This is a genomic window from Desulfuromonas sp. TF, assembly GCF_000472285.1.
Taxonomy (GTDB): Bacteria; Desulfobacterota; Desulfuromonadia; order Desulfuromonadales; family ATBO01; genus ATBO01.
This window is the reverse complement of sequence record NZ_KI421424.1, coordinates 64,261-88,170: the sequence shown is the minus strand read 5'-3', so window position 1 is coordinate 88,170 and position 23,910 is coordinate 64,261. Positions and strand designations below refer to the sequence as shown.

At 60.0% G+C, this 23,910-nt stretch carries 27 protein-coding genes; 17 read left to right on the top strand and 10 right to left on the bottom strand.

What is annotated here, in order from left to right; all coding sequences use genetic code 11:
* Positions 1-156 precede the first annotated feature (156 nt).
* The 13 genes from mtnP (at position 157) to coaBC (ending at position 12,132) form a co-directional block, all read left to right on the top strand.
* On the top strand, positions 157-1,023 hold the full coding sequence (mtnP, locus tag DTF_RS0116700) for an S-methyl-5'-thioadenosine phosphorylase (protein WP_027716248.1): 867 nt from the start codon (positions 157-159) through the stop codon (positions 1,021-1,023).
* A 112-nt stretch (positions 1,024-1,135) separates the two neighbouring features.
* Positions 1,136-2,047: a PfkB family carbohydrate kinase gene (locus tag DTF_RS0116695; RefSeq protein WP_027716247.1), complete on the top strand. Its 912-nt coding sequence runs from the start codon at positions 1,136-1,138 to the stop codon at positions 2,045-2,047.
* A 19-nt stretch (positions 2,048-2,066) separates the two neighbouring features.
* Positions 2,067-2,744, top strand: coding sequence for a hypothetical protein (locus tag DTF_RS0116690; protein WP_027716246.1), 678 nt, complete (start codon positions 2,067-2,069; stop codon positions 2,742-2,744).
* A 10-nt stretch (positions 2,745-2,754) separates the two neighbouring features.
* The gene (locus DTF_RS24115; protein WP_051361409.1) at positions 2,755-3,510 is read left to right on the top strand and encodes a lipopolysaccharide assembly protein LapB; all 756 of its coding nucleotides are present in this window, start codon (positions 2,755-2,757) and stop codon (positions 3,508-3,510) included.
* Positions 3,511-3,582: 72 nt separating this feature from the next.
* The gene (locus DTF_RS24110; RefSeq protein ID WP_155890853.1) at positions 3,583-4,110 is read left to right on the top strand and encodes a response regulator; all 528 of its coding nucleotides are present in this window, start codon (positions 3,583-3,585) and stop codon (positions 4,108-4,110) included.
* 12 nt (positions 4,111-4,122) lie between these two features.
* Positions 4,123-4,974 (top strand): purine-nucleoside phosphorylase, encoded by an 852-nt coding sequence (locus tag DTF_RS24105; RefSeq protein WP_051361407.1) that lies wholly within the window; start codon positions 4,123-4,125, stop codon positions 4,972-4,974.
* A gap of 254 nt (positions 4,975-5,228) precedes the next feature.
* Positions 5,229-5,621 (top strand): response regulator, encoded by a 393-nt coding sequence (locus DTF_RS0116670; RefSeq protein ID WP_027716245.1) that lies wholly within the window; start codon positions 5,229-5,231, stop codon positions 5,619-5,621.
* A 34-nt stretch (positions 5,622-5,655) separates the two neighbouring features.
* The gene (locus DTF_RS0116665) at positions 5,656-6,105 is read left to right on the top strand and encodes a universal stress protein (protein ID WP_027716244.1); all 450 of its coding nucleotides are present in this window, start codon (positions 5,656-5,658) and stop codon (positions 6,103-6,105) included.
* Positions 6,106-6,276: 171 nt separating this feature from the next.
* Positions 6,277-7,440 carry a response regulator gene (locus DTF_RS0116660; protein WP_027716243.1) on the top strand — a complete coding sequence of 388 codons (1,164 nt, stop codon included), beginning with the start codon at positions 6,277-6,279 and terminating at the stop codon, positions 7,438-7,440.
* Positions 7,441-7,513: 73 nt separating this feature from the next.
* Positions 7,514-9,100 carry an NAD(P)/FAD-dependent oxidoreductase gene (locus tag DTF_RS0116655; protein WP_027716242.1) on the top strand — a complete coding sequence of 529 codons (1,587 nt, stop codon included), beginning with the start codon at positions 7,514-7,516 and terminating at the stop codon, positions 9,098-9,100.
* A 3-nt stretch (positions 9,101-9,103) separates the two neighbouring features.
* Positions 9,104-10,222, top strand: coding sequence for a 3'-5' exoribonuclease YhaM family protein (locus DTF_RS0116650; RefSeq protein ID WP_027716241.1), 1,119 nt, complete (start codon positions 9,104-9,106; stop codon positions 10,220-10,222).
* A gap of 2 nt (positions 10,223-10,224) precedes the next feature.
* Entirely contained in the window at positions 10,225-10,842 is a 618-nt protein-coding gene (locus DTF_RS0116645) for an MBL fold metallo-hydrolase (protein WP_027716240.1), read from the top strand.
* An 81-nt stretch (positions 10,843-10,923) separates the two neighbouring features.
* On the top strand, positions 10,924-12,132 hold the full coding sequence (gene coaBC / locus DTF_RS0116640) for a bifunctional phosphopantothenoylcysteine decarboxylase/phosphopantothenate--cysteine ligase CoaBC (RefSeq protein WP_027716239.1): 1,209 nt from the start codon (positions 10,924-10,926) through the stop codon (positions 12,130-12,132).
* A 67-nt stretch (positions 12,133-12,199) separates the two neighbouring features.
* On the opposite strand, the gene DTF_RS0116635 is transcribed toward coaBC, so the two are convergent.
* Positions 12,200-13,111, bottom strand: a complete 912-nt coding sequence (locus DTF_RS0116635) for a zinc dependent phospholipase C family protein (RefSeq protein ID WP_027716238.1) — start codon at positions 13,109-13,111, stop codon at positions 12,200-12,202.
* Positions 13,112-13,240: 129 nt separating this feature from the next.
* On the opposite strand from DTF_RS0116635, the gene DTF_RS24100 reads away from it, so the two are divergent.
* The 4 genes from DTF_RS24100 (at position 13,241) to DTF_RS0116615 (ending at position 16,639) form a co-directional block, all read left to right on the top strand.
* The gene (locus DTF_RS24100; protein ID WP_027716237.1) at positions 13,241-13,981 is read left to right on the top strand and encodes a uracil-DNA glycosylase family protein; all 741 of its coding nucleotides are present in this window, start codon (positions 13,241-13,243) and stop codon (positions 13,979-13,981) included.
* Positions 13,978-14,760 (top strand): ATP-binding cassette domain-containing protein, encoded by a 783-nt coding sequence (locus DTF_RS0116625; protein ID WP_027716236.1) that lies wholly within the window; start codon positions 13,978-13,980, stop codon positions 14,758-14,760. The genes DTF_RS24100 and DTF_RS0116625 overlap by 4 nt, the downstream gene beginning before the upstream one ends.
* A 178-nt stretch (positions 14,761-14,938) precedes the next feature.
* Entirely contained in the window at positions 14,939-15,727 is a 789-nt protein-coding gene (gene fetB / locus DTF_RS0116620; RefSeq protein WP_027716235.1) for an iron export ABC transporter permease subunit FetB, read from the top strand.
* A 15-nt stretch (positions 15,728-15,742) separates the two neighbouring features.
* Entirely contained in the window at positions 15,743-16,639 is an 897-nt protein-coding gene (locus tag DTF_RS0116615) for a selenium metabolism-associated LysR family transcriptional regulator (RefSeq protein ID WP_027716234.1), read from the top strand.
* Between the two features lie 119 nt (positions 16,640-16,758).
* Here DTF_RS0116615 and DTF_RS0116610 read toward each other — a convergent pair whose 3' ends face one another.
* From DTF_RS0116610 to DTF_RS0116570, 9 genes are read right to left on the bottom strand one after another with little or no spacing between them, the layout of a single operon-like run.
* The gene (locus DTF_RS0116610; protein WP_027716233.1) at positions 16,759-17,445 is read right to left on the bottom strand and encodes a sulfite exporter TauE/SafE family protein; all 687 of its coding nucleotides are present in this window, start codon (positions 17,443-17,445) and stop codon (positions 16,759-16,761) included.
* On the bottom strand, positions 17,442-17,891 hold the full coding sequence (locus DTF_RS0116605; protein ID WP_027716232.1) for a FixH family protein: 450 nt from the start codon (positions 17,889-17,891) through the stop codon (positions 17,442-17,444). The genes DTF_RS0116610 and DTF_RS0116605 overlap by 4 nt, the downstream gene beginning before the upstream one ends.
* Positions 17,866-18,057 carry a cbb3-type cytochrome oxidase assembly protein CcoS gene (gene ccoS, locus DTF_RS0116600; protein ID WP_027716231.1) on the bottom strand — a complete coding sequence of 64 codons (192 nt, stop codon included), beginning with the start codon at positions 18,055-18,057 and terminating at the stop codon, positions 17,866-17,868. The genes DTF_RS0116605 and ccoS overlap by 26 nt, the downstream gene beginning before the upstream one ends.
* A 12-nt stretch (positions 18,058-18,069) precedes the next feature.
* Positions 18,070-20,589 carry a heavy metal translocating P-type ATPase gene (locus tag DTF_RS24095; RefSeq protein WP_081703050.1) on the bottom strand — a complete coding sequence of 840 codons (2,520 nt, stop codon included), beginning with the start codon at positions 20,587-20,589 and terminating at the stop codon, positions 18,070-18,072.
* Between the two features lie 3 nt (positions 20,590-20,592).
* Complete coding sequence (locus DTF_RS0116590) at positions 20,593-21,051, bottom strand: FixH family protein (protein ID WP_027716230.1); 459 nt, start codon at positions 21,049-21,051, stop codon at positions 20,593-20,595.
* Entirely contained in the window at positions 21,044-22,303 is a 1,260-nt protein-coding gene (locus DTF_RS25730) for a 4Fe-4S dicluster domain-containing protein (RefSeq protein ID WP_051361406.1), read from the bottom strand. Before DTF_RS25730 ends, DTF_RS0116590 begins: the two co-directional genes overlap by 8 nt.
* 52 nt (positions 22,304-22,355) lie before the next feature.
* A complete protein-coding gene (locus DTF_RS26690) occupies positions 22,356-22,865 on the bottom strand; it encodes a c-type cytochrome (protein ID WP_155890852.1) in 510 nt (169 codons plus the stop codon).
* Positions 22,866-22,884: 19 nt separating this feature from the next.
* A complete protein-coding gene (locus tag DTF_RS26685) occupies positions 22,885-23,025 on the bottom strand; it encodes a CcoQ/FixQ family Cbb3-type cytochrome c oxidase assembly chaperone (RefSeq protein WP_155890851.1) in 141 nt (46 codons plus the stop codon).
* Entirely contained in the window at positions 23,025-23,894 is an 870-nt protein-coding gene (locus DTF_RS0116570; protein WP_027716228.1) for a cbb3-type cytochrome c oxidase subunit II, read from the bottom strand. The genes DTF_RS26685 and DTF_RS0116570 overlap by 1 nt, the downstream gene beginning before the upstream one ends.
* Positions 23,895-23,910: the final 16 nt, after the last annotated feature.

Sequence of the window (23,910 nt, the reverse complement as noted above, 5' to 3'; positions counted from 1 at the left end):
TCTCAATGAAGTCCTCCTCGACACCCCTTTCGGTGAACCGTCCGATGCGTTCATCACCGGCAACCTGGACGGGACCCCCAGGGAAAGCTGGCGGCACCGTAAAAAGGCAAACTTTAACTTTGCACCTTGAACCTGATTTTGAGGAGGTTTTTTTACATGTCTCAACCTGTAATCGGCGTCATCGGCGGCAGCGGCCTTTATGAAATGGAGGGATTCACCGATCTCAATGAAGTCCTCCTCGACACCCCTTTCGGTGAACCGTCCGATGCGTTCATCACCGGCAACCTGGACGGGACCCCGATGGTCTTTCTTCCCCGGCACGGCCGCGGGCACCGGCTGCTCCCTTCGGAGGTACGGTATCGGGCCAATATATACGGAATGAAGAAACTGGGGGTGGAGAGAATCATCTCGGTTTCCGCCGTGGGAAGCATGAAGGAAAAGATCGTCCCCGGGCACATCGTCATTCCCGATCAGTTTTTCGACCGTACCGTCGGCAAACGCTCCTCGACGTTTTTCGGCGATGGGGTTGTCGGACATGTCCAGTTCTCCGACCCAGTCTGCGCCGATGTGTCGAAGGTTCTCTTCCAGGCGGCTGAGGAGGTGGGCGCGACGACCCACCGGGGCGGGACCTACATCTGCATCGAGGGGCCGAATTTCTCCACCCGGGCCGAGTCCAACATCTACCGCAGCTGGGGGGTCGATGTGATCGGTATGACCAACATCTCCGAGGCGCGTCTGGCCCGGGAGGCGGAGATCTGTTATGGCACCCTGGCACTGGCCACCGACTATGACTGCTGGCATGAAGAGCATGACGACGTTTCGGTGGAAGCGGTTGTTGCCATCATCCAGCAGAACGTGTCGACGGCGCGCAAAATCATCCGCGAAGCGGTAAGAAAACTCGGGAGCGAAAGAACTTGCACCTGCGGTGAGTCGCTCAAGTTCGCGATCATGACCGACCGGAAGTTGATTCCGGAGGCGACCCGGGAGAAACTCGACGTGATCATGGGCAAATACCTGAAATAATCTCTCTGCCGCTCAAGGGGTTTGCATTTCAGGCATTTATCTGTTTTTATTGAGCGATACGGGAGCGTGCCACGTCGCTCGTTGATTTATGATGAAAAAGGCGGAAGATGACATGAGTGTTCTGGTAGTCGGTTCGGTGGCTTTCGATTCGGTGAAAACCCCCTTCGGACAGGTGGAGGAGGTGCTGGGCGGATCGGGAACCTACTTTTCCACCTCGGCCAGTTTTTTCACGGACGTCAAGATGGTGGCGGTGGTCGGCGAGGATTTCCCAGCCGAACACCTTGATTTCCTCCGTTCACGCAAGATCGACCTCGAAGGTCTCAAGACCGCGCAGGGGAGGACCTTCCGCTGGAAGGGGAGCTACGATTACGACCTGAATGAAGCGCATACCCTGGAGACCCACCTCAACGTCTTTGAATCATTCCAGCCCGATCTTCCCCAGGGATACCGCGAAGCCGAGTATGTGTTTCTGGCCAATATCGATCCCGAGCTGCAGCTGGAAGTCCTGAACCAGGTGAAGAATCCGAAACTGGTCGCCTGTGATACCATGAACTTCTGGATCGGCGGCAAGAGGGAAGCTCTGCTGAAAACCCTCAGGCATGTGGATATCCTCCTCATCAACGAGGGGGAAACCCGCCAACTGGCCGAGGAGCCCAACCTGGTCAAGGCCGCACGCTTGATTCTGGACATGGGCCCCAAAACCCTGGTGGTCAAGCGAGGCGAGTACGGGGTGATCATGTTCTCCGAGCATTCCATCTTTTCCGCGCCGGCCTATCCGCTGGAGTCGGTTTTCGATCCCACCGGAGCGGGGGATACCTTCGCCGGAGGATTCATGGGATACCTGGTCGCGACCCGGAATCTTTCCGAGAGCAATATGCGGCAGGCCATTGTTTTCGGCAGCGCGATGGCTTCCTTCGTCGTCGAGGATTTCAGTCTCGGGCGCATGAAAAAACTCGAGTACGGTGAAATTGAGGAACGGTTCCGGAAATTCAAGCTGCTGACGGAGTTTGACGGGCTGGAGTGATGCCCGGGAGGGATTGCCGATGTTCCACTGGCGAAAGAAGATGGACAGACTGGATGTCCCGACCGCGAACATCCGGCGACTGCATCGATCTCTGAGTGATATACAGGTCGCACTCCCCGGACTTCCCTCCCAGCAGGCGACCGCCTACCTCTGCCTCTTCGCCGTCAAAGATGGATTCGGCATCTCCATCGTTTTTCACCTGCACGCCAGTCGACTTCTGGCTTTTTACGTCCCTGACCGGGAAAAAATTACGAAACAGGAGGCGGGCAGGGTTCTTGATGAGGGAATTCATTTTGCCGAGTCAATGGGTTTTATCATGGGGGATCTCGATATCCAGCTCCTTGGCCCTGAGGAGCAGGACTCGCTCTGGAACTCTCTTCCACTGAAAAGGGGTGTTGCAGCCGCTGCCGTCCCGGGGAAACGGCTGCAAGCGGCCCCGCCGGAAAAAGCACCGGCAGTGGTGCCCGAACAGGCCGAAGTAGTTGAACAGACCGAAGTAGTCGAATTAGTTGAGCAAGCAGAGGTAGTCGAGCAGGCCGAAGTAGTCGAGCAGGCCGAGGAAATCGGCGAGTTGGAAAAGGACTTGGAAGTCCGACGGGCGGCGGTTCTGCGAAGACGCAAGCCTTCTCCCGAAGAAATAGAAATGCGGCGGAAAATCCTGCTTAAAAATCTAGGACGATTTCTAGCGTCCTTCTGAGGAGAACTGTGTGGGCAAATATAATCTCTGGTGTATTCTGATCCTTCTGTTGGCCGCCCCTCTGCTGACCGGCTGCAGCGGTGGGAAGAAAAAAGTCGACCAGGGTGAGGCCCACTACATCCTGGGTATTTCTTACCTCGAGGAAAACAATCCCACCCTGGCACTGAAAGAGTTTCGCCTGGCCGCTCAGAGCAAGCCGGAAAGTGCCCATATCCAGGCGGCTCTCGCTCAGGCCTACTATTTGAAGAAGGCCTTTCCGGAGGCGGAAGAGCATTACCTGCGGGCCCTGAAGCTCGACCATGACAATTCCCAGATTGAAAACAACCTGGCTGTTCTTTACCTGGACATGGAACGGTGGAACGACGCTATCCGCTATTTTCGCAAGGCTTCTTCCGATCTGACCTTTACCAGAGTCGAGGTGGCATTGACGGGACTGGGATATGCCTATCTGCAGAAAGGGGAATATCTGGCGGCGGTGACGGCCTGCAAGGAAGCACTCGCTCACAACCTCCGATATCCTCCGGCTCATTTGCGCCTGGGGGAAGCCTATTATGCCCTCGATAAAACCGATTCGGCTATCGAAGCTTTCCGCCAGGCTCTCTCTGTGGCTCCCGATTATAGCGCGGCTCACTACAGGCTGGCCCTTGCCTACATGAAGTCAGGAGAAACGGGGAAAGCCATCACTTCCTTGAAGGAAGTTATCCGCTTGGCTCCCGACTCCGAACAGGGTCACCTGGCCGTTGATTATCTGAAACTTTTGAATTGAAGATGGAGCTTGAATCTGACGAAGAAGGGACATTTTCCCTTCGTCGTCGGCCGGTCAATAAACGGGGGAGTTATGATCATCCAGTGTCCTGTGTGCCGGGCGCGCTATCAGATAGATCCTAAAGGGACTCCAAAGCACATGGCCCGGGTCAAATGCCCGAAATGCGCCGAGGTTTTCCAGATTACCCTGACGGAAGAGGCGGACGGCGAGTTGCCCTCGGCCCCGGCTGCCGCTCCGAGGGTTCTGGTGGTGGACGATTCCAAATTCTTCCGCGAACTCATCCTCGATGTCCTCAAGCCCCTGCCGCTGACCTTTTTGACCGCCGCAGACGGCATGGAGGCCCTTGAGGTTATTCGCCGGGAACACCCCGATCTGGTCATTCTTGATTTGAACCTCCCCGGGAAAAACGGCTACGAATTGATCCGGGAGGTGAGGGCAGAGGAAGCGCTGAAAGATATCCGTCTGCTGGCGATGAGCGGCGTCTATCGCAAGGAGACGGACGTCACTGAGGTGCGCCATCTGGGGGCGGACGACTTCCTCAATAAATCCTTCAAACCGGAGCAGTTGCAGGAGCGAGTCACTGCCCTGCTGAAGCGCTGATTCTTTTAGAATATGGTTGAAAAGAATATTGCAGAAGCCGGAGATGTTGTCCACCGGATGACCGGAGGCGAAGGATTTGAACTGGCGATCGTTCTCGGTTCGGGGCTGGGAGCACTGGCTGATGAGGTTGAAGCCGTCGTTTCGATCCCTTTCCGGAATCTCCCGTGTTTCCCCCCGGCGACCGTTCCCGGTCATGCCGGGTCTCTGGCAGCCGGGATCCTGGATGGATGGCGGGTGCTGCTGTTCAATGGACGGCACCATATCTACGAGGGGTATGACGCCCGCCAGGTGACGGCTTCCGTCCGTCTGGCTCATTTTCTCGGCTGCGGACGGCTGCTCCTCACCAATGCCGTAGGCGGAATCAATGACAGGTATCGAGCCGGAGATTTCATGGTTATCGCCGATCACCTCAACCTTCTTGGCGACAACCCCTTGCGCGGGCGCACTGAAAACCCTTTTGTCGATCTTACCCGCCTCTATGATCTGTCTTTTTTTCCTGCCCTTCTGAACTATGCCCGGAGTCGGGGAATCGGTCTGCACCAGGGTATTCTGGCTGCACTGCCGGGACCTTCCTACGAAACCCCGGCAGAAATCCGTATGCTGCAGCGGCTTGGCGCCGACGCTGTTTCCATGTCGACGGTTCCCGAGGCCATCATGGGTAAATACCTCGGAATGGAGGTGGCGGGTCTCTCCTTTGTTTCCAATGCGGCGGCCGGTCTGGCGACATCCCCCCTGAGTCATGCCGAGGTTCTAGAAGCTGGCAGACGGGGAGCGGAACATTTCTCCTCCCTGGTTCGACGCCTTCTGCTGCAATGGCAGAAAAAAGGCGATCGGGAAATTACACCGCATTCTTTCCCTCGTTAAATGACGAATGTTCCCGGCGGTTCCCAGGGATGAGCCTTGCTTGCTCTGCAGCAAAGGCGAGAAAATTCTCCGGTCTTTTCCGTTCCGTATCCCCCAAAATCCCGTGCTCCAGACTCGTTGTAAAATTTTACGCGCTAAATTTTTCAAGCCACCGGAATCTCTACTGTTTTTGGTTGGACCAGGTAGGGTCTCAGCTTGACAGCCGTTGGCCGCATGGTAGACTTCCAGGAAATATTGCGAGGAGTCTTTTTGCTTTGAGTCAAACAATCAAGAACATACTGGTCGTGGATGACGAGGAAAATGCCCGAATCGGCCTGAGCAAGCTTCTCTCCCAGGAAGGTTACGATGTTGCCAGCGTGGCCAACGGACATGAAGCCCTGGATTTTTTGCGGCACAAAAAAGTCAACCTCGTCATCAGCGACATCAATATGCCTGAGATGAACGGTCTGACTTTCCTGCGTGAGCTCAATCGGCATTATCCGAGCACTCACGTCATCATGATTACAGCTTACGGCGGTGTCGAATCCTATCTTGAAGCGATGAATCTCGGTGCTTTCGAATATATCCATAAGCCCGTGAGGCTGGATGAACTCAAGTCGGTCATGAAAAAAATAGGCGGCAATTCCATATCGGCAAGCGCCTCTTGAGAAGATCTGTCACCCAATCGAGCGGGGAGGAGCAATGAAAGACTTCAACGCAATCTTGTTTGCCACGGATTTTTCAGAGAGTTCGGATTTTGCTTTCCGGTACGCGCTCTCCCTCGCCAAAAAATTCAACAGTCGACTGTTGATCATTCACATCATCAATGAACCTGTCGATCTTCGGGGATTCTATGTGCCCCATATCTCCTTCGAGAAGCTGGAGGAGGAGATCGAGGAAGGGGCTCAGAAGATGATGGAAAAATTCTGCCGCACCCACATTCGCGACTACGACAACTACGAAACCTTTATCATACCCGGCATCCCCTTTGACGAAATTATCAAGAAAGCGGTCGAGGAATCGGCCGATCTCATCATCCTGGGAACCCACGGACGAACGGGTCTGGATCATGTGTTGTTCGGGAGCACCGCCGAGAAGGTCGTGCGCAAGTCGCCCATTCCGGTAATGACCATCCGCTACCAGCAGGAGTAGGGACGGAAGCTGAAAAACTAAGTGGGAGGATGACAAGGAAAGGCAGACATGGCGCTGCCTTTCCTTTTTTTGGTACCCTTGGCGCCAGGGTAATTGCCCTTGTCAAAGGGGGGCGGTTGGGGTTATGCTACCCTCCGCTTGTGAGAAATTAACGAGTGCGGATTGGGAGATATGACTGATCGGATACTGGTGGTGGATGATGAGAAGATCATCCTTGAACTCACTTCCATGGTATTGCGCAGCAACGGCTATGAAGTCCTGACCGCCGAAAGCGGTGCCAAGGGGCTGGAAATCGTGGAACGGGAAACCCCGGCCGTTGTGCTGCTCGACTACATGATGCCGGGGATGGACGGAATGACGGCTCTGCGGAGAATTCGAGAGCGTTTTCCTTCGACCTACGTTATCATGTTTACCGGCAAGGGGAGTGAGGAAATCGCTGTTGAGCTGATGAAAGCGGGTGCATCCGATTACATTCTCAAGCCCTTCAGCAATCAGGACCTGATCGAACGCATCGACAACGTTCTGCGAATCCGGCGCATTGAACTGCATAACAAGGAACTGCGCGAAGAACGGGAACGGCTCCTGCACGAGATCGAGCAATGGAATCAGGAGCTGGCCCGTCGGGTGGAACAAAAGAGCCGCGAACTTGAGCGGGCGCATGCCGAGATCGTTCAGGCGGAAAAGCTGGCCGCTCTAGGGCATCTTTCTGCCGGAATGGCGCACGAGATTCGAAACCCTTTGAATTCGATCAACCTTTTCGCCCAGATCCTGCAGTCGGGACTGACCGATGATCCCGAGAAGTCCTCCTATGCCGCCAAGATCATGAAGGAGGTCGACCGTATTGACGACCTTCTGGTCAAACTGCTGGAGGCCAGCAAACGGCCCCGCTTCGAACTCAAGCCGGTGTGCATCGCCGATGTCATCGATCATGTCCTGTCTGGATTCGAGGCATTGGCGTTGGCGCAGAAGGTCCGGGTGGAAAAGAATTATGTGTCCGTGCCGCCGCCAATTCTGGCTGATGCTGCCGAGATCGAGCAGATCTTCAGTAATCTGTTCGTCAATTCTCTCTATGAGATGCAGGAGGGGGGAAAGCTTGGCATCCGCCTCTCCCACGACGAAGGAACGATCTTTATTTCGGTCTCCGACACGGGTGGAGGAATCCCTCAGCAAAACCTCAAGCGGATCTTCGACCCCTTCTTCACCACCAAGACCAAGGGAACGGGTTTCGGCCTGTCCGTGGTTCTGCGGATCGTCAAAACATACAGCGGCCGCATATCCGTTGACAGTGTCGAAGGCAAGGGGACGGTTTTCCATCTCCAGTTGCCGATGACGTGAGAAAGAATCGCGAGATGAAGCACAGGCGCGTCCGCGGGTTCCTGGAATCGGTGCGGTGCGGAGGTCCTTCAGCATGCCCCTGAGATTGCGGGAAGTGCCTTTATCCCTGGAGCAGGATGAAACCTTTTTGCCGGACATTATCGCCCGGGAACTGGGACTGAAGCCGGGGGAACTGAAGGATTGGCGGATCGTGCGCCGGGGGATCGACGCACGCAAGAAGCCGCGGGTGCTCAGGATCTACACGGTGGAATTCTCAGCCGCCGACGAGGGGGAAATCCTCCGACGCAACCGCGGCAACCGCAATCTGGAATCTTCCGTTACGCCGGATCTTCCCGTTGTCGCCCCGCTCACCGGCGGGCACCGGGTGCTGGTGGCGGGTATGGGTCCTGCCGGCCTGTTTGCCGCCTTGCGTCTGGCGCAGTACGGCCTTCCGGTGGCTCTGGTCGAACGCGGTCGTCCCGTTGAGGACCGCGTCGGGGATGTGGGGCGCTTCTGGTCCGGAGGAGGACTCGATCCCGAAAGCAACGTCCAGTTCGGCGAAGGCGGGGCGGGAACGTTTTCCGACGGCAAGCTGACCACCCGCGTGAATCATCCGTGGACGCGACTGGTGCTGCAGCATCTGGTCGATTTCGGTGCCCCGGAAGAGATCCTGATACAGGCCAAGCCCCACGTGGGGACCGACCGACTGCGGCAGGTGCTGATCAACTTTCGCCTTGAGCTTCTGCGCCTGGGAGTGGACATCCGCTATCGGGCGAAGCTTGCGGGACTGGAGACGGCCGGCGGCCGGATCTGTGCAGGAGTCATGGACGATGGCGGGGAATTCGCCTGCGACAGCCTGGTTCTGGCGCCCGGGCACAGCGCCCGGGACACCTACCGGATGCTTCACGCCGCGGGAGTGCGCCTGGAGGGCAAACCCTTTGCCGTGGGGCTGCGGGTGGAGCATCCGGCTGAGCTGATCAATTCCATCCAGTACGGTCACCCCTGTCATCCCAGTCTCCCCGCGGCCGAGTACGCCCTGACGTACAACGACCCGGTCAGCGGCCGTGGTATCTATTCCTTCTGCATGTGCCCCGGCGGAGAGGTCGTGATAGCTTCTTCGGAGGCCGGAGGGGTGGTGGTCAACGGCATGAGCCATCAGAGGAGGGGAGGCGACCGCTCGAACAGCGCTCTGGTGGCGACGGTGCGGCGATCCGATTTCGATGGAGATGACCCACTGGCGGGAGTCCGTTTTCAGCGCTTATGGGAAGAGGCGGCCTTTCGGACCGGAGGCGGCGATTACAGGGCTCCGGCCCAGAATCTGATGGCTTTTTTGGGTCGCGGAGGAGGCCCGATAGCTTCCACCGCCCGCCCCGGAGTAACAGAAGCTGACCTGGCCGAGGTGCTGCCCACCTTCGTCAGCGACGCCCTGCGACGAGCCCTGCCGCAGTTCGAGAGGCGCATGCGCGGCTTCCTCACCGCCGAGGCGACCCTCACCGGGGTAGAGACCCGCACCTCGGCTCCGCTGCGTATCCTTCGCGGAGAGAACGGTCAGTCCGTTTCCCACCCCGGCCTCTATCCGGCGGGAGAAGGGGCGGGCTACGCCGGCGGGATCATGAGTGCGGCGCTCGATGGATTGCGGATCGCCGAACAGATTGCGATAATAGCGGGAAAACAGGAGTAGCTGGTGAAAAAGATTTTTGTGGAACAGATACGTGAGCGGGACTGGGTGGACAGCCCTTTTCTGGTCCGTGACAAGATCATGGCCATGGCCAAAAACGGCAAGCCCTACATGACCCTCAAGCTGATGGACCGCACCGGCGAGGTGGAAGGGCGTGTGTGGGACCGGGTGGACGAGTTCGCCGACCGTTTCGACAAGGACGACTTCATCCGCGTTCAGGGGAAAACCAGCGTCTATATGGGCAAGATGCAGCTGATCGTGCAGGATCTGTCGCCCATGGATGATCAGGCGGTCGATCTCTCCGATTTCCTTCCCGTTGCCGGCCGCAGTGCTGAAGAGCTGCTTGGGGAGCTGCGCTCGGTGATCGACGGAATGAGCGATCCCCACCTCAAGTCCCTCTTGGAGGCCTTCTGGAACGATGAATCTTTCCGGCGCAGTTACAGCATCGCTCCGGCCGCCAAGGCGATGCATCACGTCTACCTCGGCGGACTGCTGGAGCATTCCCTGGCGGTGGCGTCCCTTGCCGACGACATCAGCCGGCGTTATCCGGGCATTTACCGCGACCTGCTCGTCACCGGCGCCCTTCTGCACGACATCGGTAAGGTCTCGGAACTGTGCTACCAGCGCAGCTTCGATTACACCGATGAGGGAAAACTCCTGGGGCATATCGTCATGGGGGTGGAGATGATCACGGAGAAAATCGGTACGCTCCAGGATTTTCCCCCGGAACTGGGCATCCAGCTCAAGCATCTGCTCCTTTCCCACCATGGACAGTACGAATACGGCTCTCCCAAACGCCCGAAAACCATGGAGGCGGTTATCCTCAACTTCCTCGACGATCTGGATTCCAAAATCAACGGGGTTCGGACGCATATCGAAAAGGAGCCGGACAGCGAATCGCCCTGGACCGCCTACCACCGCCTGTATGACCGCTATTTTTTCAAAAACTCCGTACCAGGGCGCAAAGAGAAAGAATCCGCCCCGCCTCCTTCTCCGTCGCCGGCGGTTCGTCCGGCGGCGGAGAAGCCGGTGGAAAAGGATCGAAAAAAGCCCTTCGGCTTCACTCTGGGCGATCAGCTCAAGGGGAAGAGTCTCGATCTCTTTGCCGTGGACGAGGAGGAATAGGCATGCTGATCAAAACACTGATGGTGGGGCCGCTGCAGGTCAACTGTTTCATCGCGGCGTGCGAAAAGACCCGCAAGGCGGCAGTGATCGATCCCGGCGGCGACGGCGAACGCATTCTGAAAGTGATCGAAGGCGCCGGGCTGCACCTGGAGATGATTATCAACACCCACGGGCACTTCGATCATCTCGGAGGTAACCAGCTGCTGGTGGAGCGCACGGGAGCGCAGCTCCTCATCCATGAAGGGGACCTTCCCCTGCTGCGCCGGGCGGCGGATCATGCCGCCGCTTACGGGCTGCCTGCCGTCCCCTCGCCCGAGCCCTCCCGCACGCTGGAAGACGGCGAAAAACTTCCCCTCGGCGATTTGGAACTGGAGGTCATCCATGTTCCGGGGCACTCACCGGGGGGGATCTGCCTGCTGGCCGAAGGCCATCTCTTTTCGGGAGACGCGCTCTTTGCCGCTTCGATCGGACGAACCGATCTTCCCGGCGGAGATCACAACACCCTGATCGAGGGAATCCGCAGCCGCCTGCTGGTTCTGCCGGACGACACGGTGGTCCACCCCGGTCACGGCCCGGACACCACCATCGGAAGAGAAAAGGCGGTGAATCCGTTTTTATGAAAGTCGTGAAACCGTCATTGGTCATTAGTCCTTGGTTTTAAAACAAATGACAAATGACCAATGACGAATGACGAGGTTTTTATGTTAAAAGGCAAAAAGATCGTACTCGGGGTCTGCGGCGGCATCGCGGCCTACAAGGCGGTGGAACTGCTGCGGCTCTATGTCAAGGCAGGCGCCGAAATATTCGTCGTCATGACCCGCAGCGCCCAGGAGTTCGTCACTCCTCTGACCTTCCAGACCCTTTCAGGAAACCCGGTCCATACCGATCTTTTCAGCCTTTATCAGGAGCGGGAGATCGGTCACATTTCCCTTGCCGATCGCGCCGACCTCTTCGTGGTGGCACCGGCGACCGCCAATGTTATAGGCAAGGTCGCCGCCGGCATCGCCGACGACCTGCTTACCACCACGTTGATGGCCACCAAAGCCAGCGTACTCTTCGTTCCAGCCATGAACGTCAACATGTGGGAGAATCCCCTTTATCGTCAGAACGAGGAAAAGCTCTCCGCTCTCGGCTACCATTTTCTTGAGCCGGTCACCGGGGCTCTCGCCTGCGGATGGGAGGGAAAAGGAAAACTTCCCGACCCCCAGGCGATTTTCGAGGAAAGCGAATGGCTTCTGGGCAATGCGGACCTGGCCGGCGAGACCGTGCTGGTCACAGCCGGACCCACCCGCGAGGAACTCGATCCGGTTCGTTTCCTGAGCAACTATTCTTCGGGGAAGATGGGGTTCGCCATCGCCCGCGCCGCCCGCAACCGGGGTGCCAGGGTGATCCTTATCGCAGGCCCCACCTGCCTGAACCCTCCCTGCGGGGTGGAGTTCCATGCCGTCGTCAGCGCGCTCCAGATGCGGGATGCGGCCATGGCCTGGATGGAAGATGCCTCCATAGTCATCAAGGCGGCCGCGGTGGCCGATTACCGGCCGGTGACGAGTTCCCGGGAGAAGATCAAGAAGGAGAAAACCAGGGAAATGACCGTGCATTACCAGAAGAATCCTGACATCCTGGCTGAACTCGGCCAGGTGAAGGGGGAGAGAATCCTGGTCGGGTTCGCCGCCGAAACGGAGGACCTTCTGGAGAATGCGCGCAAAAAACTGGTGGAGAAGAATCTCGACCTCATTGTGGCCAACGATGTCACCCAGGCGGGGGCGGGGTTCGATGTCGATACCAATATCGTGCGTCTGCTCTATCGCGACGGCGCCGTGGAGGATCTGCCGCAACTCTCCAAGGACGAAGTCGCCCATATCCTTCTTGATCGGATAGCCGTCATGCGGGGGAAAGATCGTGAGGAGTGAGGAGTGAGGCGCACAAGCATTTTGCCGGTTTTACTCCTAACTCCTTACCCCCCACGCCTTACCGTTTCTAAAACTCCGACAGCAATTCCAGGATCTGCCTGGGGCGGGTGATTCCCTCGCGGAAGCGGGGTTTGAGTTCCGCCAAGATCACCTCGGCATCGTAGTCGGAGAGTTTGCCGTCCAGCCAGAGCAGGTTGAGGTTTTTCCGTATCACCTTGGCGGCGTTGATGGCCCGCTCTCCTGTAGGATCGGCTCTCCAGAAGGGGCTCTCTTCCATTTCGGCCAGAACGCTGAAGGAACTCTGGGCGGCAAGGGTGAGATATTCTTCCCGGTCTTCTTTGCCGAGGGTCCATTTCGATGCTGTAGAAAAAGATCGGAGAACTTTCTGCCACTGCTGCAGCCGATTCAGAAGAAGAAGGGAATTGAAGAGGCGTTTGTTGGTGTCGAAGGAAAAGATCGTATCGGAAACGACACTGCGCATCATGACATCGTTTTCACGGAAGTCCTTTCTGGCAATGGTGCGGGCCAGCTTCCATGTTTCCGGCGGAACTTCCGATTCGAAGCGCAACTCCCAGTAAGCGTGCTGGAGCAGGGTCGTATTGAAGGTGCGCACCATCTTGAAGGGAACAAAGTAGGAATGGGCCACGCAGTCCGCGGCCAGATGCGCCAGGTAGCCATAGGCACAGGCCTTCTGGGAGTCGGTTCGGGCCGCGGCCAGGACCTTCCTGCCCAGACGCCACGAATGGCAGTGCTGCAGGTGGTGGGTGAATTTTTTCCCCAGGGTGATGTCGGCGCTGATGCAGCCGTAGAGGTAATCGTGGGGGTAGGCGCTCAGCAGGGCCGCCATGGCCGGAGACAGCTCATGGAGCCGGCCCAGGATCTGTGAGCCGAGCTGCAGGTGAACACCGATACCCCAAGCCAGGGCTTCGGCAGGTGCCAGAATAAGCAGGATCGTGGATAATGCTATGAGAAAAGGCATGGGCCTCGCAGGGTTTAATAAAACCTGAATCCGTGAGACACCTCACCCCTCACGTCTTTTGCTTAAGGGGGGCAAGTTCACGGAATCATATAAAGAATAATCCACCATTCGGGGGAAGTAAAGAAGGTTATGCCCGAGACTCTTCGTAGAGAGATTCTGGAAACGGCGCTCCAGGTTCGCAACCTGTTGAAGGACCTGCAGACACTGGGTGTCGAAGAGGTGCCGCTCGTCGATATCCCCGAGATATTGCCCCCCTGTGCGCCCGGTGAGGTCGGGATGGACCGGGGCGGCGAGGGCTCCTGCCGGCAGGAAACTCTTGAGGAAATCCGTGCCGAGCTTGAAGACTGCCGCCGCTGTTCACTGTGCAAGGGTCGCCGCAACCTCGTCTTTGGTGTCGGTGATCCGCATTCCCGCGTGGTCTTCGTCGGCGAGGCGCCGGGACGGGAAGAGGACGAAAAGGGGGAGCCTTTCGTGGGAGAGGCGGGACGCCTCCTCGACCGAATCCTTTTCGCCATGGGGCTGCGGCGCGAGGAAGTCTACATATGCAACGTGATAAAGTGCCGCCCTCCGGGCAACCGCGATCCCGGACCCGAGGAGATAGAGGCCTGTGAACCGTACCTGAAACGCCAGCTGGCCGCCATTCGTCCCCAACTCATCGTCACTCTGGGGCGCTTCGCGGCCCAGTCGCTGCTGCGCGACGGCTCGCCCATCGGCCGCCTGCGCGGCACCTGGCGCGAGTACGAAGGGATTCCCCTCATGCCCACCTATCATCCCGCCTATCTGCTGCGCAATCCGGTCGGCAAACGGGAAGCCTGGGAGGACATGAAACAGGTAATGACACGTCTGCGGGAGGGGGAGGGAGGGGAATGAAACGATCCGGAGCCCTGGACTTCGAGGATGTCCACAAGCTCCGCCGCGATCATGCCGGAGGGGAAAAAGAGATACTCAAGGGCATTTCCCTCTCGGTGCCGGCCGGCGAACTGACGGTGATCGTGGGCCCTTCGGGGGGAGGGAAAAGCACCCTGGTGCGGCTGGCCAACCGGCTGGAAGATCCGACCTCCGGCCGCATTCTCATCGACGGAAAGGACATTGCCGCTCTCGACCCTCTGCAGTTGCGGCGGCGGGTGGGCATGGCCGCTCAGAAACCCTTCATGTTCGAGGGCTCGGTTCTGGAGAACCTGCAGCGCCCCTTTCTGCTGCGGGGAGAAGAGCCGCCATTGCCCGAGAGCGATTTACTTCGTGAAAACCTCGATCTCTGCCGATTGACCGCCGAGCTGCTCCCTCAGAATGCCCGCAAGCTGTCCCTCGGCCAGCAGCAGCGGGTCAGCATGGCCCGCACCCTGGCGACCCGGCCCGAAATCCTCCTGCTGGATGAACCGACCAGCGCCCTCGACCGTCCCACCGCCGATCGCCTGGCCGCGACCCTCCAGGAGGTCTGCCGCCGCGGGAATCTGACCGTGCTGATGGTGACCCATGATCTGCGGCTGGCCGAAAGGGTGGCCGATCGCCTGGCCTATCTGGAGGGGGGGCTCATTCTCGAAGAGGGTTCTGCAGATGACCTGCTGAACCGCCCCCGCACGTCCGAATTGAGGCGTTTTCTGGCGGAACCGGAGAAAGAAATTCAAGAACCCGAATCCATAGCCCCTTAGACACGAGAAATCGAGGAATACCAAAAACAAGGACTCACGCGAAGACGCGAAGACGCGAAGAAAAAGAACTCTTTTTTGAATCTCTTCGCGCCTTCGCGGCTTCGCGTGAAAATTGATCTTCGTTTTTTTTTAATCCCTGGTGTTGAGACAAAGGTTTTTTCCGCCTGAAGGAGACCGCATGGAGGCGAAACCGATCATTGACCTCGCCCTGTCCGACCTGGCTCTCGTCTACGGCCTGGTCTTCGTCGCCGTCGGACTGGCCCGGCTGCAGGGAATCGGGCAGGAGAAGGAGATGCTCTGGGCATCGGCTCGGATGGGAGTCCAGCTTCTGGCCGTCGGCTATGTCCTCCATCTGGTCTTCGCCCTTCGCACTCCTGCCCCCATCCTGCTTATCCTTCTGGTCATGGGGATCTTTTCCGTTCAGGCCGTGGCGGGCCGGGTGAAGGACAAGATGCCCCGTTTTTACCGGGTGGTCGGCATCTCCATCCTGATCGGCTGCGGCGGCGGCACCTTCTTTTTCTGTCATCTTGTCATCGGGCTTTCCCCCTGGTACGATCCGCGCTACCTGATCCCCCTGGCCGGGATGATCATCGGGAATTCCATGACCGGCGCCAGTCTGGCCGCCGAGCGCCTGGCTTCCGAGATGAAGGACCGCCGCGACGAGATCGAAACCGCCCTGAGCCTCGGCGCCACGGCTCGAACGGCCGCCGGAGACGCGGTGCGCAGCGCCTTTCGAGCCTCCCTGATTCCCTCCGTCAATGCCATGGCCGCCATGGGGATCGTCTTTCTCCCCGGAATGATGACCGGCCAGATCCTCTCCGGAACGGCCCCGATCATTGCCGTCAAGTACCAGATCGCAATCATGTGCGTCATCACCGGCAGCGTGGCGGTGACCTCTTTTCTCATTCTGATACAGGGATATCGCAACTACTTTACCCCGGCCCACCAGCTCAGGAGTGAAGGGTAAGAAGGAAGGAGATTCATGGATATCAGGCGCCTGGAGGTTTTCTGCAAGGTCGTGGAGCTGAAGAGTTTCACCCTGGCGGCAAAAGCCGTCCTGCTTTCCCAGCCCTCGGTCAGCGAGCATGTCCGCTCCCTGGAGGAAATCCTGGGAGAAAAGCTGCTGGACCGGCTGGGTCGAGAGGTGATGCCCACGGGAGCCGGGCAGATCCTTTATCAGTACGCCCGGCGGATCATCGCCCTGAGGGACGAAGCCCTCCAGGCGATCGATCAGTTCCGTGGCCGCGTCTCCGGCAGCCTGCCCCTGGGCGCCAGCACCATTCCGGGAGCGTTCATCCTTCCGGCCCTGATCGAATCCTTCAAGACAGCCCATCCCTCCATTCAGATCATGCTCAAAATTTCGGGCACTTCCCGGATTGTCGAAGAACTCCTGCTGGGAACTCTGGAGCTGGGGATAGTCGGGGCGAGGCCGAAGGATAACCGTCTGGATGCGGAGCAGGTCTTCTCCGACGAGTTGATGCTGACGGTTTATCCCGGACATCCCTGGGCCTCCCGGGAGTCCGTCTCTCTGGAGGAGCTTCCGGGACAGCCTTTCATCCAGCGGGAGCCGGAATCCGGGACCCGCATGGTGATGAATCAGGCCCTGCAGGAGTACGGCCTGGATCTGTCCCGGCTGACCATGGTGGCGGAGATGGGAAGTTCAGAGGCGATCCGCCAGGGGATCAAGGCCCGGCTCGGCATCTCCATCCTTTCCTCTCTGTCGGTTGCGGAGGATCTTCTTCTGGGATCTCTGGTGACGGTCCCCCTCAGCGGCCTGCAGATTCACCGGCAGTTCTATCTGGTGCAGCGCAGGAACCGCCAGCTCTCCCCCCTGGCGCTCACTTTCCTGCACCATCTCAAAGCCCATGCCCCCGAATAGTCCGAATTGGCAGTCACTGTACGAGAACGTAACGGGCCTTCCGACCACGCCGAATTCAATATTTTGTTTTATCTGAATTTAGCGGATTTTATGTGCGGATTTGCCGTAATTGACCAAAGTCACAGAAGACCCCAGAGCCCCATCATCTGCAGGTGCCGGAAAAGATTGTACCCGCCCATCGCCGCCACCATGATCCCCGCGCCTTGCAGCAGTCGGGCCCGGGCTCGGACGCCGAGCCACTGGGCGGCTTTGCCGAACAGGAGGAGGGAAGGGGCGGTCCCCAGGCCGAAGGCGAGCAGGACGAGGGCGCCCTGGAGAGGGTCGGCGCTCTGGGCGGCTGAAATCGCCACGGCGTAGAGGAAGCCGCAGGGGAGAAAGCCGAAGAGCAGGCCGAGTGGGAGGGCGGCTATGGCGGGGGGGAGGGCGCGCATACCCTGCACCGCGGAGGCCATGGCCCGCATCGGGCCTGCGAACTCGAGCCGCTGAAGGGTGAAGCGGGCGAAAAGACCTGCGGTGCCGAGACCGAGGAAAATGACCAGAAGATCGGATGCCACCAGCAGCGAGCGGCTCACTCCGGCGAATGCATCGGTGTAGGCGATCGCTGAGCCGAGCCGGCCGGCCAGGAATCCGATCAGGCCATAAGTGGCGAGCCGACCGGCGTTGTAGAGGAGGTGAAAGGAAAGGCCGCCGCGCCGGCCGTTATCCGAGAGGGAAAGGGCGGTGACGATGCCGCCGCACATGCCGATGCAGTGCCCCGAGCCGAGCAGACCGGTGATCAGGGCCATGGTGAAGAGGGGGTCGATCATTTGAGCAGAACCGGGTCGAGGTCGAAGATCAGGATTTCGAGGCGGCCGTCCGGCATGGTGACCTGGAAGGCTGCCTGCCAGGCGCCGGCCATGGTGAAGACGGCTTCCCCCCAATAAAACCCGTCCTTTTCCCGAATCTTCGGCCTGTTCTCCGGCATCGGCATGGCCGGCATGGTCAGGTCGCAGCGAACTTCGGCGCCGGTGATCGGGATCCCCGTCCCGTCGATCAGCATCAGGTGAAAGGGGGCAGGGGTCATGGTGCGCAGCGGTTCGGATGCCAGGTTCAGAATCGCCTTTCCCCCGTCGATCCCCTCGATTTCGATTCGGGTGCCCGATGAGGCCGAGGCTTGGATTGCGGAGGACAGAAGCAGAACGGAGCAAACGAGGATCCGTCCGATTCTTCCCAAAAGGCCTCTCTTTTCAAGGTTGATCGAATTTTTCGTCATCTTTCGTCTCCTTGGCCGGATCCGCAGGATCATCCTCGAGCATCCGGTGCTTGGGACCTTCCATGTCGTCGAACTCCCCCTTCTTGACGGCCCAGATGAAAAAGAGCCAGACCCCTGTTCCGAGGAAGAGGGAGAGGATGATGAGGATGATGGTTGAGGTCAGCATGGAAAATCCAGGTTAAAGGTAAAAGGTTAAAGGTAAAAGGATAAAGGCCAAGGGCAGGGTCGACGAGGTTGAAGGGGTGAAATCGGAGGTTTTCCTTTCATCTTGTTCCTTAATCCTTTTTCCTTGTTTGCCGATTCTCCCCAGCCGCAAGCTGTTTCCCACTACGCACACCGAGCTCAGCGCCATGGCGGCGGCGGCGTGAATGGGTGCGAGCTTCCCGGCGGCGGCCAGGGGAAGAGCGAGAAGGTTGTAGGCAAAGGCCCAGAAGAGGTTCTGGCGGATGATCCGCAGGGTGCGGCGGGCGATGCAAAGAGCCTCTTCGAGGCACTCAAGGTCGGGGCGGGTGAGAATCAGGTCGGAGGTTTCGAGGGCGATGTCGGTCCCTCCGGCCATGGCGCAGCCGACCGATGCCGCCGAAAGGGCGGGAGCATCGTTGATTCCGTCGCCGACCATCAGGACCTTCTCCCCTTCCCGTCTTCTGGCTTCGATCCAGTCCGATTTCTCCTTAGGACTCAGCTCGGCCAGAGTCGTGCCGATCCTGAGTCCCTTTGAAATCCGTTCAGCGGCTGCATGCCGGTCACCCGTGAGCAGAGCCGTCCGGATGCCCAGGGCGCCGAAACGGCCGACGATATCCTCCGCGGATGTGCGCACAGGATCCTCAAGGAGGATGACGCCGCAATAGGACTCGCCGCAAGCCACATGCACCTCCGTGCAGTGATCCGGGGCGTCGTTTTGAGGCACGGAGATGCCGCCCTCGCTGAGGAAAAGACGGCTGCCGACACGGAGCGGTCCCTCTTCCGTCTCCAGCCATGCTCCCCTGCCGGCAATAGCCCGGCTTCCCGAGCCGCTCCCTACCGCAAGGCCTCGATGGCGGGCTTCGGTCACGATTCCCCGCGCAAGGGGATGGGTCGATCCGGCCTCCACCCGAGCTGCCAGGCCCAGCAGATCCTCCTCCGTCCCGGCGGCCGGTCGCACGGCCGCGACCCGCGGCCGCCCTTCGGTGAGTGTCCCTGTCTTGTCGAAGGCGGCGAGGGTCAGCCTTCCGGCGGCTTCGATGACATCCCCGCCGCGGAAAAGGATCCCTCTGGAGGCGGCCGCACCGCCGGCCACCAGTATCGCGGTGGGGGTGGCCAGGCCGAGAGCGCAGGGGCAGGCCACCACCAGCACGGACACCGCGTTGAGCAGGGGAGCCATCCCCGGCGCTCCCTGCCAGCTCCAGTAGAGGAGCGTGCCGAGTGAGAGCATCGCAGCGGCGGGAACAAACAGGGCGGCCACGCGGTCGGCCAGGCGCTGTACGGGGGCCTGGCGACTCTGGGCCTCTTCCACCAGGCGGGCCACCCGGGCTATGAAGGAATCGGAGACGCCCCGGGTGACCCGGAGGTCGACCGCTGAGGTGAGGTTGAGGGCGCCTGAGACGATCTTCGCTCCGGCACTGCGCAGGACCGGCAACGGCTCGCCGGTGATGACCGACTCGTCCACTTCGGTATCGCCGGAAATCAGTTCGCCGTCCACGGGAAAGCGCTCCCCCGGCAGGACGCGGATCCGGTCCCCCGGATGCAGGAGTGAACTCTCCACCTGAACGACATCCTCTCCATCGAGGCGGCGGGCATTGTCCGGGGCGAGGCGCAGCAGGCGGTCCACCCCCGCCGATGCCTTGCGCCGGGCCGCATTTTCGAAGAGCCTTCCGGCCAGGATCAAAGTGACGATCATGGCGGCGGTATCGAAGTAGATCTCGCCTCCTGCTTCCAAAGCATAGAGGCTGTAACCGTAGGCGGAGAGAACTCCGATGGCGATGAGCAGGTCCATGTTGGGTGCCCGGTTGCGCAGGCTTCTCCAGGCGCCGGCGAGAAATGGCCCCCCGGCATAGAAGACAACCGGTGTGGTGACCAGGGCGGCCAGATACTGGAGCAGGTTGCGGGCGCCCTCCTCCATTCCCTGAAAGTATCCGGCGTAAAGGGCCAGCGAGTATCCCATCAGCTGCATGGAGAGAAAAAAGGCCGTGCCGAAGCGGATGAGAAGCGAGCGCCGCTCGTTTTCCGCAGCCGTCTGCTGCGCTTCGACGGTGTAGGGGCGGGGAATGTAACCGATCCGGGCCACCGCCTCGAACAGTGCGGCGGGGGTGGTCCGGCTCGGGTCGAAGCGGACTCGGGCGCGATGGGTGCCGTAATTGAGGCGGGCGTCGGAGACTCCGGCGACCGAAGCCAGGATGCGTTCGATGAGCCAGACGCAGGAGGCGCAGCGGACCCCCTCGAGGAGGAAGAAAAACTCGGCCCCCGTTTTCCCCTGACTGACGAAAGGCGCCAGGGCGGCGTCGTCGTATCCGGCGGCGAAAGCTCCCTCGGGCAGCCCCGGCTCCGGCCAGTTTCGCCGCCGGTAGAAATCGTCCATTCCGGCGCCGGTGATGATGCGGAAAGCGCCGCGGCACCCCTGGCAGCAGAAGCGGCGCTCAAGGTCGCCGATACGGTCGGCAACCAGTTCCCCCGGGGGGATGGGCAATTCGCAGTGGTCGCAGGCCAGGATCGAATCGTTCATGATTCAGAGGTTCAGAAGGAGGGAGCGGGAAAGTCCTGCGCCCAGGCGGGTGATCTGCAGACGGGCGCTGAGGCTTCCTGAAAGATCCTCCGGAAGGGCCGCGGCATAGAGGCCGGCGCTTTCTTCCGCAAGGTGAAGGAGGCTCTGCTCCTTCGCATCAGTCCGGTAGAGCGCCACTTCGGCCTGGGCCTGCACCACAGGCCGGCCGTCCCGGTCGGTGAGGCGGACTTCCATACGTCCGTCGGCCAGTCTGATGCCGACCTGCCAGCCTAGGCCCGCGGCGGCCTCCTGCTCGATCAGGGTATCGTTGTACTTGAGGCCGTGGCTGTAATAGCGGGGGTTGGCCACCTCGCTGACTCCCTTTGCCGCCCGGTAGACCGACCAGCCGGTCAGGAGCAGGAAGAAGAGAATCAAGCCGATGATGACTTTTGGCCAGTGGGTGGACCTTGCAGCGTCATTCATGAGGCATGTCCTTCGGTGCGGAAAGGGTGGCCCCGGCGCGGGCGACGACCCTGCCGCGGGAGTCGGTCACGAAAAAATGGATAGGGAAAGACTGATCCGCCGGCGGCTCCGGGGAGACGACGGCAAAATCGAGCCGCCGACGCTCGCCGGTTGACAGCGTGATGCCGTGTGTCGGGCCCTTGAGTTCGAGGACAGTCTCGTCCCGGTGGGCCGAAAGAGTGAAGGTCTCGTCGCCTGCTCCCCGGTTGCTGAGATAGGCCGTGAAGAAGGTGGCCAGTTCCCCTCCAGGAAGGGGGCGGCTGGAAGCGCTGGCGGAGCGCTGCAGTTTGAAACTGGCGGTCGGCCGGTAAGCCACTGCCACCACCGTAAATGTGGAAACGGCCGTGAACAGGGCAGCCACCAGCAGGGTGCGCGCGTTCAGGATGGCCCACACCCCTTTGCCTTCCCGGCCGAATGTGTAGCGGATGATCCCGGGCTGGTTGCGAGAGGCCATCACCTCGCGGCAGGCATCGAGACAGCGGCCGCAGTTGATGCATTCCACCTGGTCGCCCTGGCGAATGTCGATCCCCGTGGGACAGGCGCGGACGCACGAGCCGCAGCGGATGCAGCGGTGCGCCTCGTCGGGGTGAAAGCGCAAGTTTAGGGTGCCCGCGTCGACCAGGGCGCTCTGGAAGCGGCCGTAGGGGCAGAAGTCGCGGCAGAGCAGCCGGCGCAGCAGGGCCAGATCGAGATAGACCGCTCCGGTGATGATCATCCAGGAGGCAAAGGAAGCGGCGCCGAGCCTGCCGAAGGCCAGGCGCGGGAAAAAATCGTAGGGCGAGACAAAATACCACACCAGATTCGCGCCGGCCAGAAGGGCCAGAAAAAGATATCCGGCATGAAGGAGTGCCTTGCGACCGGCCGGCCCCCGCATGTCGCGGGGGGTGACCTGCAGGCCGATCCGGCGTCCCCACCATTCGGCCGCATCGGACAGGGTGGTCTGGGGGCAGGCCCATCCGCACCAGACGCGGCCAAGCACCAGGGTTGCCAGAAGAAAGAAGAGCACCAGAGCCAGGCAGAGAAGCAGGAGAAGGTAAAGCTCCTCGATGCGAAAGATCCGCCCCCCCGCCTCCAGGGTCCGGGAGGGAAGATCGACGAGCAGCAGGCTGCGGCCGCCTATACGGACGAAGGGGACCGCCAGGACCGTCAGGGTCGCCGTCCATTGAAAGCGCCTCCGCCAGGGACCTGTGAGTCTGGGAGTGGTCAGCGGCATGGGCTCAAAAGGTAAGGCATGAGGGGTGAGGGGTGAGCCTCACGATTGGTTGTCATTTTTTCTTCAGGCTTACGACAAATTCGGCAAGAGCCTCGATCTTCTCGCCGGAGAGCTGAGTCCCGAATCCCGGCATGCCGCCCGGGCGTCCCTCGGCGATCGAGGTCCGGATCGCCTCGGGGCTGCTGCCGTAGGCGTAGTCGGAGGCGGTCAGATCGGGACCGATTCCTCCTTCGCCGGCGGCGCCGTGGCATGCCGCGCAATGGGCGGCAAAAAGCTCTTTCCCGGAGACGTCCTCTGTCGCCATGGCCGCGGGAACCTTCCCTTGTTCGGGATCGGTCCTCCGGGCCGCGGCCTGTTCCCGGTGAGCCGCCATATCCTGCCGGAATTCCTCTTCGGAACTCCAGCCCGAAAGAAGAAAATAGGCGCTGAAGACGACCCCCCAGAGGATCAGGCCGTAGAAAAGAACGGTAAAATAGGGCGGTGGAGATTGCACCCGGTTTTCGATGATCCCGTCGAAATTGTGGACGGCGTGTTTATGTTCATGCTGGTCGAGCATCGGCATGGCGTGTTTCCTCCCAGGATTATTCGTCGTCGAGCATCCGGTGTTTGGGTTCTTCCAGCTTGTTCTTGCGTTTGCGGCTGCAGGTACGCACCACGATGAGCGCAAAGACGATTAAGAGTCCGACGGTGATTCCGAGATAGAGCAGCGAAGCCCAGTCCATCAGTGCCTCTTCTGGGATTTGACAAAAGAAACCAGCTTCCAGACCCGATCGGAGCCCAAGGTAGCGAAATCCGGCATGCCGGCTTCGGGGATGCCGTTGAAGATGATTTCGTAGAGGTCGGCGTCAGACATGTCGACATCGCTGATGTCCGATCCGATCCCCCCGGTCAGGTCTTCGCCGTGGCAGGCGGCGCAGTGCGTTTCGTACAGAGACCGGCCCGCGGGAATGACCGAGGAATCCCCCTGGAAGGGATTGGTCAGTTCGCCGACGATCTCCACGCGGGCCGCTTCGCGCCAGGGGATGTCGCTGCCCAGCTTCTGCAGATAGGCGATCATGGCGTCGAGTTCGGTTTTGCTCCGCAGGTCCTCGATCTGCGCTTCGGTGAAGGGGAAACCGAGCACCTTCATCTTGCGCCGGGTGTAGGCGGTGTCGATGGCGGTTTCCGCCAGAAATCCGTACTCGGGCATGTTCGATCTGGGCACCATCGACTGGGGGTCTTTCATGTGCTGCTCGTGCCAGGCGTCGGGATATTTGCCGCCGATACGGGCGAGATCCGGGCCCGTGCGCCGCGAGCCCCAGAGATGAGGCCGATCGTAGAGGAATTCGCCCGACTTGGAGTAATCTCCGTATCGAAGCACTTCGGCTACCAGCGGACGGACCGTCTGGGTATGACAGTTGTTGCACCCCTCGCGAATATAAACGTCGCGTCCTTCCTGCTCCAGGGGGGTATAGGGCGTGACCGATTCGATGCGGTCCGTCTCGGTGTTGACCCAGGCGAAAGGCAGGACCATGGTGACAATGGTCCCGACCGAGATAGCGGCGGTCGCCAGCAGCAGAAAAACAACGGGTTTCTTCTCCCAGAAAATCATGTGCGTCCCTCCTCCC

Excerpts from the sequence above, each read along its gene's own strand:
- DTF_RS25730 (WP_051361406.1), bottom strand. The coding sequence starts at position 22,303 with ATGCCGCTGACCACTCCCAGACTCACAGGTCCCTGGCGGAGGCGCTTT.
- DTF_RS0116655 (WP_027716242.1), top strand. The coding sequence starts at position 7,514 with ATGCCCCTGAGATTGCGGGAAGTGCCTTTATCCCTGGAGCAGGATGAA.
- ccoS (WP_027716231.1), bottom strand. The coding sequence starts at position 18,057 with ATGCTGACCTCAACCATCATCCTCATCATCCTCTCCCTCTTCCTCGGA.
- DTF_RS0116625 (WP_027716236.1), top strand. The coding sequence starts at position 13,978 with ATGAAACGATCCGGAGCCCTGGACTTCGAGGATGTCCACAAGCTCCGC.
- DTF_RS0116695 (WP_027716247.1), top strand. The coding sequence starts at position 1,136 with ATGAGTGTTCTGGTAGTCGGTTCGGTGGCTTTCGATTCGGTGAAAACC.
- fetB (WP_027716235.1), top strand. The coding sequence starts at position 14,939 with ATGGAGGCGAAACCGATCATTGACCTCGCCCTGTCCGACCTGGCTCTC.
- DTF_RS0116690 (WP_027716246.1), top strand. The coding sequence starts at position 2,067 with ATGTTCCACTGGCGAAAGAAGATGGACAGACTGGATGTCCCGACCGCG.
- DTF_RS26685 (WP_155890851.1), bottom strand. The coding sequence starts at position 23,025 with ATGGACTGGGCTTCGCTGCTCTATCTCGGAATCACCGTCGGACTCTTA.
- DTF_RS26690 (WP_155890852.1), bottom strand. The coding sequence starts at position 22,865 with ATGCCGATGCTCGACCAGCATGAACATAAACACGCCGTCCACAATTTC.
- mtnP (WP_027716248.1), top strand. The coding sequence starts at position 157 with ATGTCTCAACCTGTAATCGGCGTCATCGGCGGCAGCGGCCTTTATGAA.
- DTF_RS0116645 (WP_027716240.1), top strand. The coding sequence starts at position 10,225 with ATGCTGATCAAAACACTGATGGTGGGGCCGCTGCAGGTCAACTGTTTC.
- coaBC (WP_027716239.1), top strand. The coding sequence starts at position 10,924 with ATGTTAAAAGGCAAAAAGATCGTACTCGGGGTCTGCGGCGGCATCGCG.
- DTF_RS0116615 (WP_027716234.1), top strand. The coding sequence starts at position 15,743 with ATGGATATCAGGCGCCTGGAGGTTTTCTGCAAGGTCGTGGAGCTGAAG.
- DTF_RS0116665 (WP_027716244.1), top strand. The coding sequence starts at position 5,656 with ATGAAAGACTTCAACGCAATCTTGTTTGCCACGGATTTTTCAGAGAGT.
- DTF_RS24100 (WP_027716237.1), top strand. The coding sequence starts at position 13,241 with ATGCCCGAGACTCTTCGTAGAGAGATTCTGGAAACGGCGCTCCAGGTT.
- DTF_RS24110 (WP_155890853.1), top strand. The coding sequence starts at position 3,583 with ATGATCATCCAGTGTCCTGTGTGCCGGGCGCGCTATCAGATAGATCCT.
- DTF_RS0116660 (WP_027716243.1), top strand. The coding sequence starts at position 6,277 with ATGACTGATCGGATACTGGTGGTGGATGATGAGAAGATCATCCTTGAA.
- DTF_RS0116635 (WP_027716238.1), bottom strand. The coding sequence starts at position 13,111 with ATGCCTTTTCTCATAGCATTATCCACGATCCTGCTTATTCTGGCACCT.
- DTF_RS24105 (WP_051361407.1), top strand. The coding sequence starts at position 4,123 with ATGGTTGAAAAGAATATTGCAGAAGCCGGAGATGTTGTCCACCGGATG.
- DTF_RS0116590 (WP_027716230.1), bottom strand. The coding sequence starts at position 21,051 with ATGAATGACGCTGCAAGGTCCACCCACTGGCCAAAAGTCATCATCGGC.
- DTF_RS0116605 (WP_027716232.1), bottom strand. The coding sequence starts at position 17,891 with ATGACGAAAAATTCGATCAACCTTGAAAAGAGAGGCCTTTTGGGAAGA.
- DTF_RS24095 (WP_081703050.1), bottom strand. The coding sequence starts at position 20,589 with ATGAACGATTCGATCCTGGCCTGCGACCACTGCGAATTGCCCATCCCC.
- DTF_RS0116570 (WP_027716228.1), bottom strand. The coding sequence starts at position 23,894 with ATGATTTTCTGGGAGAAGAAACCCGTTGTTTTTCTGCTGCTGGCGACC.
- DTF_RS0116610 (WP_027716233.1), bottom strand. The coding sequence starts at position 17,445 with ATGATCGACCCCCTCTTCACCATGGCCCTGATCACCGGTCTGCTCGGC.